This window comes from Cloacibacillus sp. (assembly GCF_020860125.1).
Taxonomy (GTDB): Bacteria; Synergistota; Synergistia; order Synergistales; family Synergistaceae; genus Cloacibacillus.
The window spans coordinates 79,186-91,762 of the sequence record NZ_JAJBUX010000040.1; the positions used below are offsets into that span (position 1 = coordinate 79,186).

A 12,577-nucleotide genomic window follows, 5' to 3' on the forward strand; every position below is an offset into this window, starting at 1 on the left:
GACGGCGCCCAGATGGGTAAGCATTACCGAAAAGAGGGGCGCGGCGGCTCCCGCGTAATAAGATTGGCGCTGCTGCTGCTCCTTATCGCGGCTCTTATATATGTGGCAGCCGGACGCCTCGGCGCTCCGGTCGCCGAAAAACCGCAGGACAGCGGCACTGTCGCCGTCAGCGCCGACAGGAGCGCGGACGCGAAGCTGAAAGACAGGGAGCCGTCCGCTTCGGCCGATGTCGCCGTGGTTTCTCTTGATACGCAAAAAAAAGAAAAAGAGGACAGTCCCGCAAACAAAAAACCGCAGGTGGTGGATGAAAAATACGGCGGCCCCGTGCCGCTGCTTGCCCTCATCGTCGACGACGGCGGCGGGCAGATGGAATATACAAAACGTGTCGCGGCTCTGGACATTCCGCTCTCCTGGGCGATAATGCCATATCTGCGCCATTCAAAAGATACTCTGGAGCTTGCTAAGTCCAAGAGGATTCCCTGCCTGCTGCACCTGCCGATGCAGGCTGAGATAGACAAGGACAGTTCGCAGTATATAATCGGCAAAGGTATGGACGCGGATGAAGTCCGGCAGAAGACCGCCGCCGCCCTAGATTCGCTGCCCGGCGTCGTTGGCATAAACAACCACCGCGGTTCGCTCGCCACCGCCGACTCCAAGTTGATGGAGCCTGTGATGGCGGAGCTTAAAGAGCGCGGCCTCATTTTCGCCGACAGCCGTACATCGGGCAAGAGCGTCGCCTACCAGACCGCTGTGGCGGCGGGGGTCCCCTCTGTGCAAAACCGCGGATTTCTGGACAACACCGCCGACAAAAACGCCATTGCCGCCCGCTTCCGCGAGATCGTAAAGAATGCCCAGCGGCGGGGCTCGCTGGTCGTAATATGCCACTTCCGCCCATCTACGGTGATGTTTCTGGAAGAGCTTAATAAAAACTACAAAGAGCTGCCCGTGAAGCTGGTAACGATCCCCGAAATGCTCAAACTCATGAAAGAGAGCTCTGCTGAACCGGAAGGGGGTATCTGATGGTCTCCTCCGAAAATAACATCGTCGTTGGCCTGCAATGGGGCCAGGAGGGTAAGAACCGGCTGCTTGACTTTTTCGCGAACCGGTCTGAAGTCATCGTGCGGTTTCATGGTTCCGCATCCAGAGGGCACGAGATAACCGCCGGCGGCGAACATTTTACGCTCGACTACCTGCCCTGCGGCATTCACCACGCAGGGAAGCTCTGTGTTATAACCCACGGTGTGACCCTTGACCTTGAGAAGATAGCGGAGGAGATCGCCGGACTCACAGCGGCGGGAGTATTTTGCTCGCGGCTGCTCATCAGCCCGCGCTGCCCGCTGATCCTTGACTATCATAAAAGGCTCGACGTCCTCGCCGGACGCCTGCTTGGCCATGATCTGAACCGCACGATGGAACAGCGCGGCTACGGCCACGCGGTCACGGACAACGTGCGCCGCCTAGGAATCAGGGCGGGGGACCTGCTCGCTCCGGAGCGGCTGCGCGAGAGGCTTGAACTGAACCTCAAGATAAAAAACGAATACTTTGAAAAGATATACAGCGAAAAGCCGATGGACCCCGATAAACTCTTCACTAAGATAATGAAAGAGGGGCAGCGGCTCCTGCCCTATATCGGACCGGTGGACGAGGCAGTCTCCAGGGCTGTGGAGCGCAACATCGGCACCCTTTTCGAAGGCTGCAGCGGCAGCCTCAACGATCTCAACTGCGGTATCTATCCCTATGTCCTGCCGGGGACGACCATCGCCCCCGCGGCCTTTCTCAGCGCGGGGCTGCGCCATAACGCCTCACTGCGGATAATCGGCGCCGTGAAGGCCTACTGCACGAAAAGCGGAGCCGGTCCATTTATCACGGAGGATAAGAGCGCCGTCGCCGCCTTTATCAGGACGCGCGGCAGCGAATACGACAAAATAGGGGAGACGCCAAGGTGCATCGGCTGGCTTGACCTGCCGGCGCTTAAATATGCCGCGCAGATCAACGGCGCGGACCTTCTAGCCGTGACGAAGCTCGACGTCCTTACGGGGATAGACGAGCTGAAAATATGCACCGGCTACATGATAGGGGGAGAGCTGCGCACAAGCGGCGACCTCACCGCCGAAGAGTCCGCCGCCGCCGAGCCGGTATACGCCGCTTTTGAAGGCTGGCGCAACGAGCTGCCGGGATGCACCGACTTCAATCTGCTGCCGCCGCAGGCTCAGGCCTATATCCGTTTTATCGAGGATTTTATGGGGCTGCGCGTCATCTGGACCGGCCTTGGAACTCAGTGGGGCAATGCCCTTTACAGGATAAATTAACCGGCCGGCGGGAAGGCAAAAGCGGCGAAGCCGCTAAAACAAACTCTCGGGCAAAGGCGCGCGCGTTGGCTCCGCCACCTCTATTATCCACGAAGCAAGCCTGGTGCCGTAGCCTACCGCCTGACGCAGGGAAAAGCCTCTTATCAGCGCCTCCGTGGTTCCCGCGAAAAAGGCGTCGCCCGCGCCGCTTGAGTCTGTTACTTTCGTTTCTATGGAGGAACAAAAGCCAAATTCCCCCGAGACGGCATCATAGTATACGGAGCCGTATTCTCCCAAAGTCACCACCATTGATTTAAGACTGTTGGCGTCGACGTATCCGCGCAGCAGAGTGAGCACCTGTTCAGGCTCCCGCGCGTGGACCTCCCTTTCAAAAAGCCGTCCAGCCTCCGTCTCATTGCAGATATAACACGCAAGGCCGCCGAGCATAGCACGGTTGCGGAGAATGACCTCCATATTTCCCGTTATACCGTAGACCTTTTTGTTATACCTCTCCGCGAGTGAGAGGACCGCTGTTGAAATATAATCGTTGAGATCAAGCTCAAGGACGACGTTTCGGCAGCCGGCGACGATCGACTCGCCCTCTTCCCGGACGATCTCCTCCATAATGGAAAGATCCGGCATCTGCGAGATGGAGGCGGCTAGATCTCCGTTCTGGTCCATGACCGCAAGCCATAATCCCATACCAGAAGAGGCGGCGCGCCGCACATGGCTGACGTCGATCCCCTCGTCTTCCAGCCTGTTGAGCACCTCGATGCCGAGTCCGTTGCCGTCGACGGAGGAGACGAACGAGACCTTTGCGCCGATGGCCGCCATGTCCTCCGCGACGTTGCGTCCGACGCCGCCGTGGATAAATCTCACCGAGCCTACATTTCTCCCCAGCGGGTCATAGCGGTAGGCGGCAAAGCCCTTACAGTCCATAAATACGGTTCCAAAGACGACGGTTTCTGCAGACATAGATAAATTCTCCTTCACGGCGTTCTTTACGCGTTAAATATTAACACAACGCCGTGAATTATAGAAAACGTAATGATAATTATTTCCCGCCGTCCCAGTATTGATCCTTTAGCTATTCCTTCCGGTGAGTGCCGGGGATCTCGCCCGAAAGTACAAGCGCGCACTTAGCCGCGCCAGGCCCCGCGAGCTCGTAGAGCACCGAAGAGGCAAGGATTATCGTCAGCAGCATGTCGCCCATATCCGGCGGCAGGATGCGCTGGGCGAGAAAGGCGAGGCCGATGGCGACGCCGGCCTGCGATATCAGCGCGAGCCCCAGCAGATTCTTCACCTTACAGGCGCTGCCGGTGAGCGCGCAGCCGGCATAGGCTCCCGCGTACTTTCCAGCGATGCGGATCAGGAAATAGACCACGCCCGCCGCGCCGAAGGCCTTTAAGCTGCCTAAATCTAGGCTCATGCCGGAGTAGATAAAAAAGGTGGACATGATCGGCGGCGAAAAATTATTTATCTGCCTGTAGAGCTCCCTGTCCTCGGTGAGGTTGATATAGACCGCGCCAAAAAGCATGCAGGAGAGCAGCGGCGAGACATTGAGGACCACGCAGGTGCCGGAGATCGCAAGCAAAAATGCGATTACAAGGATCAGCCGGTTTTCACTGCTGCGCTTCTCCGTGATCATCCTCTTAAGGACGAGGCCGCTCAGAAAGCCGAGGGCGAGGGCCAGGAGATTGAAGAAGAGCGGTGTTAAGAGATTGACAATCCCCTTGCCCTCGTTGCCGCTGATGCCGATAAAGGCCGTCGCGAGCGTAAAGGCGAAGAGGCATACGGCGTCGTCAAAGGCGACCACCTGCAGCAGCGTGTTCACAAACTCTCCCTTCGCGCCATACTGGTTGATCGTCATCAGCGTGCTTGCGGGGGCTGTCGCCGTCGCGATCGCGCCGAGAAGCAGTGAAAAATCCCACGAAAAAGAAAACATGAAGCGCATCGCGACAGAGACGGCGACTCCCGCGACGAGAGCCTCGAAAATAGTTATCACGACCACCCTCGTACCGCTGCCGCAGATGACCTCCTTTTTGAAAAACCTGCCGACGTCAAAAGCGATGAAGGCCAGCGCGACATCGCTGATGAAGCTAAGGTTCTCGATCGTCGCCTCCGGGATGATGTGCAGCATTCCAGGACCGATGAGCATCCCCGCGATGATATATCCGCTTACGTTGGGAAGCCTGAAAAGCTTCGTGATTCTCGTGGCGAAAAATCCCGCGAAAAGAATCAGTGACAGAGATAAAAGTACCAATGTAGACGTATGCGTATGGATAGCTATGACAGCCATCGCGTCAACCTCCCCTCTATAAATATTGAATAATTTGAATGTTTAGTGATATTATATCGAAGGAAAGAATAAAGTAAAATTATGAAATATTTATATGTGATAAAATTTTGTTATATCTGTGGGAGGTAAAGAGAATGCTTGACCAGAAGGTGAGAACCTTGATAAAGGTCTGCGAGACCATGAGCTTCACACGCGCCGCCGCCGAGCTTTCGCTCACGCAGCCGGCGGTGAGCCAGCATGTGAAACAGCTTGAACATGAGTTCGGTATAAAAATATTCCACCGCAAAGAGGGGGAGCTGCGGCTGACGGCGGAGGGAGAGATCCTTCTGCGTTACGCGAAGCGCTTCACCAATATGTATGACGAACTGCGCAAAAATATCCACGAGGAAAAACGCTTCCTCAAACTGATAACGGTCGGCATCACCCATACCTCGGAGAGCAACCAGATCGCCGAGGCTCTCGCGCGGTACTGCAGCATTAACGACGGTGTTAAGATGACGGTCGTCACCGATACGATAAACAACCTCTATGAGAAACTCAAAAATTACGAGGTGGACATCGCCATCGTCGAGGGCAAGTGCGTAGAGGGCGGTTTTTGGACCGTGCACCTTGACACGGATCTCCTTGTCGCCGCCCTTTCGAATGACAACCCGCTCGCGAAACATGGGATCATCATCATCGAGGAGCTGAAAAAAGAGAAGATGATCCTGCGCCTGCCGGATTCCGGCACACGCAACCTCTTTGTGTCGCACCTTGAGAGCCTCAATATCTCGATCGACGAATTCAACGTCATCCTCGAGGTCAACAATATAGCGACCATCAAGGACCTCATCCGGCGCGGCTTCGGCGTATCGATCCTCGCGAGGAGCGTCTGCCTTGACGAACTGCGGAAAGGAAAGATCACGGTGCTGCCCGTCGAGAACCTCAGCATGGAACGGGAGATAAATATCGTCTGCAATAAAGACTTTGAACACCGCGACATCCTGCGCGACATCGCCCGCACCTACGCCGAGACTTCGCGGCTCTACGAACTGGGCGTAAACAGCGCGGCGGACGCCTGACGCCATCCGGAAGTCTGGTCCTATCCGGCTGTTTCGCGCTATTTGATTTTACCGTAGGCGGGGACCTAAATACCGCGCGGCGAAAGTGCGGCTCCGCTATGGACAATATCCGCTTCGAGAGATAAAATTTCTTTGTGCGTCATTGAATATGGGAATATCAGTGATATCAGTATTTACGCGGGAGGTAATAAGGTGAAGAAAACAGCGGCATTACTGCTTGCCATAGCAGCGCTTTTTGCGTTCGGCGCGATTTCATACGCGGCGGATGACACAGTTGGCTACGTAGACGATATGGGAGTGCTGCAGCAGTTCTCGAAGTTCCAGCAGGCTCAGAAACAGCTTGACGAGCTTGGCAAGAAGAAGTCAAACACAGCGAAGGCTGCCTTTGACAAGGAGAGCGACGAGAAGAAAAAGAGCGAAATAGTTCAGAACCTCCAGTTTGAAATGCGGGAAGAAGAGGCAAAGCTGATGAATCCTGTACTCAAAGAGGTGAACGACACGATCGCGAAAGTTGCCAAGCAGAAGGGCGTCACGATCGTGGTAAACAAGGCGCTTGTCTACTACGGCGGCATCGATCTCACACAGGACGTCGTCAACGCCCTTAAGAAGTAACAGCTGTAAAATAGGCTGAATACGCGCGCCGCCCTTTGCGGGGCGGCTTTTACTTTGTCTTTTTGACTATGATTGACTTATATTGACCATTAATATATAATCATTATTGGTTAAATTCAGGCGGGCCTTTGTCCAAAATCAGAGAAACGGAGTGAAGACATTGTCGTCATCGAGTCTTACGAGGAAAATAGAAGAGTATATCGGACAGCTGCTTGAAGAGAATGGCGGAGGCACCATTTCACTTCGCAGAAAAGATCTCGCGGAACTCTTTGAATGCGTTCCAAGTCAGATAAATTATGTCCTGAGAAGCAGATTCGCGCCGGAGAACGGATTTTTGGTCGAAAGCCAGCGCGGAGGCCACGGTTACATCCGCGTGGTGCAGCTGACATTTAAAAATTGTGACGAGGAGGTTCTGCATCTTGAGGACCTTATCGGCAATAAGATATCGGAGCAGGAGTCTAAGCGGTTGCTTATGAACCTGCAGAACAGGAAGCTGATATCCGCCAGAGAGAGGCTTCTCATCGAAGTCGCCCTGCGGAGTCAGGAGGAATACGGGCGCACCCTTTATGATATTTCCATCTATAAACGGGAGATCATGAGGGCTGACCTGTTGAAAAAGTTACTTACGAGCCTTGCGCTTAGTTAGGAGGCGTTGCCATGTTATGCGAACAGTGTAAAGTCAGACGCGCGGAGATCCATCTTGTCAATGTGGTGAACGGAGAGCGGCAGGTACAGCACCTTTGCCGGGAATGCGCGGAAGCCCATCTACATCTGGATGACGTCTCGAATCTGCTGAAAATGTCCTTCTCAGTCGAGGGGCTGATGGATATAGAAGAGGCCTTCAAGGAGCTGGTGATCCCAGCGCTGCGGGGCGCCTACACCAGAAAGAGGGCGGCACGCCTCTGTCCGCACTGCGGCGGAGTGTTGCCGGATTCGATGTTTGAGGGACACACAGAGTCCCAAAGCGTTCCTCCTGTTGCGGAAGAAAAAGAGGAAGATGCCTCCGCGCGCGTTATGACGGCGGAGGAAGAGCTTTCGGAACTCTCAAAGAAGATGGAAGCGGCCGTCAAATCGGAAAATTACGAATACGCGGCGCAGCTTCGCGACAGAATGGCGGAGTTGAGGAAATCTAATATGACCCAGGGTAGTGAATTATAATGTGGCACAACTTTACAGAACGGGGCAAGCGCGTATTTCAGCTTGCGCAGAAAGAGGCCCTGCGTATGGGCCATGAGGTGATCGGGACGGAGCATGTCCTTCTGGGGCTGCTCTACGACAACGACGGCCTCATTACGAAGATACTGGCGGATCATGACGTTACGCCGGATGTGCTGGTGAAAGAGATCGAACAGTTTGCCGGAATCGGCGCTCCGCGCTACGGCCAGGTGGACCTGCCGATGAGCCCGCGCGCGAAGTGCGTGATGGATCTGGCGATGCGCGAAGCCCGCAGGATGGGCGTCAACTATATCGGTACGGAACATATCTTCCTCGCGATCCTCGCGGAGGGCGAGGGAATGGCGGCGCGGCTTCTGGCCTCGCACGGCCTTGAGCTCGATAACTGCCGGCGGCTTGTCGCGGAGCAGATGGGCGGGATGGCCTCGGAGCGCGGACAGCAGCCGCCGAGACAGCCCGAGGACCCTAGGGGCAGGACGCGCGGCGCCGCGCCATCAAAGACTCCGACGGTTGACCAGCTGGCCATCGATCTCACCCTGATGGCGAAGAACGGCGAACTGGACCCCGTTATCGGACGGGTGAAGGAGATCCAGCGCGTGGTGCAGATACTTTCGCGCCGCACAAAAAACAATCCTGTGCTGATCGGCGAGCCGGGCGTGGGCAAAACGGCCGTCGCCGAAGGGCTCGCGCAGAGGATATTCACCGGCGACATCCCTGAGATACTCAAGGGTAAGCGCGTGATGCAGCTCAACGTCGCAAACCTCGTCGCGGGCACGAAATACCGCGGCGAATTTGAGGAACGTATGCGCCGCCTCGTAAAAGAGATACGCGAGACGAAAAACATCATCCTCTTCATCGACGAAATCCACACCATCGTCGGCGCCGGCGGCGCTGAGGGGGCGGTGGACGCGGCGAACATCCTCAAGCCGAGCCTCTCGCGCGGCGAGTTCCAGGTCATCGGCGCTACGACGATAAACGAGTACCGGAAATACATCGAGAAAGACGCCGCGCTGGAGCGCCGCTTCCAGCCCGTACAGGTAGACGAGCCTACGGAGGAGGAGACGGTGCTGATCCTCAAGGGGCTGCGCGACAGCTACGAGGGACACCACCGCGTGCGTATCACCGACGAGGCCCTTGAGACGGCGGCGGCGCTCTCTAAGCGTTACATTACGGACAGGTTCCTTCCCGATAAGGCGATAGATCTCATCGACGAAGCCTCGGCGCGCGCGCGCATCAACACCCTTGAAATCCCCGACGAACTCAAGGCGCTGGAGCGCAGCATCGACGACCTTCGTAAAGAAAAGGAAGAGGCGGCCGCCTCGCAGGAATTTGAAAAGGCCGCCTATCTGCGCGACGAGGAGCGCAAGGCGAAGGAACAGAGCGAACAGTGGCGCCGTGAATGGACGGAGTCCCGCAACAAGATCACTCCCGAGATAAAGCCGGAAGATATCGCCTCCATCGTCGCGGAGAGCACCGGTATTCCGGTGACGCAGCTTACAGAAGAGGAGAGCCGCAGACTGCTGCGTATGGAGGATGAACTCAAACGCCGCATGGTCGGCCAAGAGGAGGCCCTTCACGCGGTGGCGCGTGCCGTGCGCCGCGCGAGAAGCGGCATGAAAGACCCCAAACGTCCTGTCGGCAGTTTCCTTTTCCTCGGCCCTACGGGAGTCGGCAAGACGGAGCTCGCGCGTTCGCTGGCGGAATTCCTCTTCGGCAGCGAAGATGCGATGATCCGCATGGACATGAGCGAATACATGGAACGCCATGAGGCCGCTAAGCTCATCGGCGCGCCCCCCGGATACGTCGGTTTTGAGGAGGGGGGCAAACTCACGGAGGCGATCCGACGCAAGCCCTATTCCGTCGTACTCTTCGACGAAATAGAGAAGGCGCATCCCGACGTATTCAACATCATGCTCCAGCTGCTTGAGGACGGGCGGCTGACCGACGGCCACGGCCATGTCAGCGACTTCCGCAACTGCGTCGTCATCATGACCAGCAACGTCGGCGTATCCGACAATATGGGCGGACGCTCCCTCGGTTTCGGCGGCGCGGAGGAACAGAGCGTGGCGGATGCGCGGCGGATGAAGGATACGGTGCGGGAGGCGGCGAAGAAGGCCTTCCGGCCGGAGTTCCTCAACCGTATCGACGAGATACTGGTCTTTGAGCCACTCGGACGTCCCGAGCTTGTAAAAATCGTAGACATCATGCTCGAAGAGGTGAAAAAACGCGCCAATGAAAACCATATCGAGCTTGATGTTGACGAAGAGGCCAAGACGCTGATCCTCGACAAGGGATATGACCCGAAATACGGAGCGCGTCCGCTGCGGCGCACGATCCAGAAGATGATCGAGGACGAGATATCCAACCGCCTGTTGGAGGGTAATATCTCACATGGCGATAAAATCACGGTAAGCCGCGACGGAGAATCATTGAATTTCCAGATTTGCGGTAAAAATTAGCGATAAAAATCCGGGGGCGGTAAATTAACCGCCCTCGGATTTTATTTTTTGTGGTAGCATTATGCGAGTTGAGGAACGTCTAATAATAACTCAGGGAGGAACTTTGAATGTCATTAAGAAAGAAACTTGTCATGGGGGCGGCTGTCGTCTTCTCTGTCTCCGCGGTAGCCGTATCGGCCTTTGCCGCTACTGATGAGACTGCGGTAATTGTCGGCAACGAATCGCTGAAGCCGGGTGAAGTCGTCGAGGTGCTCCAGAGCAGCGCGAGCGGCAACCCGATGATGGTGGGCCTCATGCTCACACAGGCGACCCTTGCCGAGCGCGTTGAGATGGTGAAACAGATGGCCGACGCGATGCTCTTCGCCGAGGGCGCGCGCATCAGCGGACTCGCCGATCGCGAGGATGTGGCGCTCAAGCTCAAATGGCAGCGTATGCAGCTCCTCTTGGAGGCATATCTCCAGGAGATCAGCAAGAAATGGGATATGAGCGACAAGGCGGTGAAGAAGTACTACGCGGAGCACAAAGAGGAATTCATCCAGGCGCCCGCCACACACCTCCGCCATATCCTGACCTCGTCGGAGAAAGACGCCAACAACGCGATCCTCGATATCTTCAAAGATAAAGACTTCGCCAAGACCGCCGAGAAATTCAGCCGCGACACCAATACGGCCTCGCGCGGCGGCGACCTCGGCTGGATGGAGAAGGGTGTGATGCCGGAATCCATCGACAAGGCGATAGAGACCGCCCGTCCGAATTCGCTTGTCGGCCCAATAAAAACCGACCTCGGCTGGCATGTGCTTGAAGTCCTTGAGCGCCGTCCCTCAAAGCAGCTCACATTTGAAGAGGCTAAAGATGAGATCGTGCAGCGTCTGCAGATGAGCTACATCGCGAAGGAACTTGAAGATCTCAGAAAAAAAGTGAAAATCGAGATCAACGAAAAGGCCCTTGAGAACCTCGGCGGTATTCCAGCGGCTCCCGCGGCCAAGACGCCGGAGGCTCCAGCGGAAGATAAGCCAGCGGACAACGCGGCTAAATAACGTCAGCATATATAGAAACTTAGAAGGGGCCGGCGATCTTAACGGTTGCCGGCCCCTTTTTACGAATATATTACCGATTTACCCTCTTCATTATCAGTTACAATATACAGGGCGCGAATAATTTTGCAGAGGAAGATTTATTATGGATGCTATTACCGGCTATCACAAACAATTTCTTGAATACAGAGGCGAAATGTTCCTCGAACTTCTTCTGAAGGATATGGCGACGATACTTTTTATCCTCTTTATCCTCCTAGTATGGTATCTTATCGATAAAGCCATACCATATCTTATGATGCATATCTTCCAGGTCGCCGGTGAGCGCACGCGGAATACCGTCTACAAGGACGATGAAATTCGACGCGCCTGGCTGATGTACCGCATGTCCACACTGCGGCAGCTAACGACCCAGATGCTGCGCGTGCTGCTCGCCACGGTGATGTGCTTTGTCGTCCTTAACGCCATCGGCATAAATATAAAACCCATCCTCGCCGGTATCGGTATCGCCGGATTGGGCATATCGCTCGCCGCGCAGAACCTCATCCGCGACTTCATCAACGGCGTGCTGATAATCGTGGAAGACCAATACAATGTAAACGACTGGATACAGATAGGGAACTACCAGGGTACCGTCGAGCACTTCACTTTGCGCCTTACGCGCCTGCGCAGCCTTGAGGGGAACCTCATCATAATCCCCAACAGCACCATTCAGGACGTCATAAATTACACGAAAGACTGGTCCTACACCGCCATTTACGTGACGATCCCCTACGAGGGCGATTATGACGCGGCGAAGAAAATACTGATGGAGCTTGCCGATGAGACCGTCAAACAGGGAGATCCGAAAATATTCCCCGACCCGGTATTCAACGGCATCACCGAGTACGCGCAGAACGGGATCAAATTCCGCTGCTTCATAAAGACGGCCCCCGGCTACCAGTGGCGGGTGGGGTACAGATTCCGCGAAGAGCTGCACAAGCGCTACACGGATGCGGGAATCAAATTCGCCTACCCGGCGGTCAGCAACTACCTTGAATCTTCCGATCCCGCCGTTCTCGCGGAGATCGCTAAATCACAGGAGCTGCGCTCCGCGCAGAAACCTCCTGAAACGGGGAATCAGCGGCAGGGAAATTGAAAATATCCCGGCTGACGGAAGCTCCGGCTGGGGCAGCCGCACTGAAACGCTAAAAAAGCCGGAGATAAATACAGAGACGATAAACGGCGGTTTAGCACAGGTTTTTGGCTCCCTCTCTGAGGGAGCTCCACGCGAAGCGGGGTGAGGGAGAGTTGGCCTTATGTTCTCCCGCGGCTTTTGCCGCGGGCTCTGTTTGGCGCGGCTTCCGCGCCAAACAGAGCAACACTCCTTCCGTCTCGCCGCAAAAGCGGCGGCGATCCACCTTCCTCAAAGAGGAAGGCTTTAATAAAAAAATGCCGTTTATCATCGATAAGCTGAAAGCTAAACCGTAATTTATCCTTTTCCTGCCAATATATAAATAACGTCTTGCCTTTATTCCGTCTCCCCGGGCTTGACCCGGGGGCCAGCGGCTTTTGGGTTTTTGCGCGGCGGTCTGTACGTATGAAAAGGGCGCGGCTCTTTCGCCCGCGCCCTTTCATTGTCTTTTATCTGTCCTTTTTTCTTACTTTATCC

The 12,577-nt window shown here is 55.6% G+C and carries 12 protein-coding genes; 10 read left to right on the forward strand and 2 right to left on the reverse strand.

Annotated elements, in window-relative coordinates:
- Nucleotides 1–12: 12 nt before the first annotated feature.
- Both LIO98_RS05400 and LIO98_RS05405 read left to right on the forward strand, forming a co-directional pair.
- On the forward strand, nucleotides 13–1,020 hold the full coding sequence (locus tag LIO98_RS05400; protein WP_291953874.1) for a divergent polysaccharide deacetylase family protein: 1,008 nt from the start codon (nucleotides 13–15) through the stop codon (nucleotides 1,018–1,020).
- Nucleotides 1,020–2,309, forward strand: a complete 1,290-nt coding sequence (locus tag LIO98_RS05405; protein WP_291953875.1) for an adenylosuccinate synthetase — start codon at nucleotides 1,020–1,022, stop codon at nucleotides 2,307–2,309. The genes LIO98_RS05400 and LIO98_RS05405 overlap by 1 nt, the downstream gene beginning before the upstream one ends.
- A gap of 33 nt (nucleotides 2,310–2,342) precedes the next feature.
- On the opposite strand, the gene LIO98_RS05410 is transcribed toward LIO98_RS05405, so the two are convergent.
- Both LIO98_RS05410 and LIO98_RS05415 read right to left on the reverse strand, forming a co-directional pair.
- A complete protein-coding gene (locus LIO98_RS05410; RefSeq protein ID WP_291953876.1) occupies nucleotides 2,343–3,263 on the reverse strand; it encodes a PfkB family carbohydrate kinase in 921 nt (306 codons plus the stop codon).
- Between the two features lie 112 nt (nucleotides 3,264–3,375).
- On the reverse strand, nucleotides 3,376–4,587 hold the full coding sequence (locus LIO98_RS05415) for a cation:proton antiporter (RefSeq protein ID WP_291953878.1): 1,212 nt from the start codon (nucleotides 4,585–4,587) through the stop codon (nucleotides 3,376–3,378).
- 134 nt (nucleotides 4,588–4,721) lie between these two features.
- Between LIO98_RS05415 and LIO98_RS05420 the strand changes: the two genes are divergently transcribed.
- The 8 genes from LIO98_RS05420 to LIO98_RS05455 all read left to right on the forward strand — a co-directional run bounded on the left by LIO98_RS05420 (nucleotide 4,722) and on the right by LIO98_RS05455 (nucleotide 12,396).
- Entirely contained in the window at nucleotides 4,722–5,648 is a 927-nt protein-coding gene (locus tag LIO98_RS05420; RefSeq protein WP_291953879.1) for a LysR family transcriptional regulator, read from the forward strand.
- Nucleotides 5,649–5,840: 192 nt separating this feature from the next.
- Nucleotides 5,841–6,260: an OmpH family outer membrane protein gene (locus LIO98_RS05425; protein WP_291953881.1), complete on the forward strand. Its 420-nt coding sequence runs from the start codon at nucleotides 5,841–5,843 to the stop codon at nucleotides 6,258–6,260.
- A 160-nt stretch (nucleotides 6,261–6,420) separates the two neighbouring features.
- Nucleotides 6,421–6,906, forward strand: a complete 486-nt coding sequence (locus tag LIO98_RS05430) for a CtsR family transcriptional regulator (protein ID WP_066744857.1) — start codon at nucleotides 6,421–6,423, stop codon at nucleotides 6,904–6,906.
- Between the two features lie 11 nt (nucleotides 6,907–6,917).
- Nucleotides 6,918–7,418, forward strand: coding sequence for a UvrB/UvrC motif-containing protein (locus LIO98_RS05435; protein ID WP_291953885.1), 501 nt, complete (start codon nucleotides 6,918–6,920; stop codon nucleotides 7,416–7,418).
- Nucleotides 7,418–9,892 carry an ATP-dependent Clp protease ATP-binding subunit gene (locus LIO98_RS05440; RefSeq protein WP_291953887.1) on the forward strand — a complete coding sequence of 825 codons (2,475 nt, stop codon included), beginning with the start codon at nucleotides 7,418–7,420 and terminating at the stop codon, nucleotides 9,890–9,892. Before LIO98_RS05435 ends, LIO98_RS05440 begins: the two co-directional genes overlap by 1 nt.
- Before the next feature lie 107 nt (nucleotides 9,893–9,999).
- Nucleotides 10,000–10,929, forward strand: coding sequence for a peptidyl-prolyl cis-trans isomerase (locus LIO98_RS05445; protein ID WP_291953889.1), 930 nt, complete (start codon nucleotides 10,000–10,002; stop codon nucleotides 10,927–10,929).
- 142 nt (nucleotides 10,930–11,071) lie between these two features.
- Entirely contained in the window at nucleotides 11,072–12,064 is a 993-nt protein-coding gene (locus LIO98_RS05450) for a mechanosensitive ion channel family protein (RefSeq protein WP_291953891.1), read from the forward strand.
- A 104-nt stretch (nucleotides 12,065–12,168) separates the two neighbouring features.
- A complete protein-coding gene (locus tag LIO98_RS05455; protein WP_291953892.1) occupies nucleotides 12,169–12,396 on the forward strand; it encodes a hypothetical protein in 228 nt (75 codons plus the stop codon).
- Nucleotides 12,397–12,577: the final 181 nt, after the last annotated feature.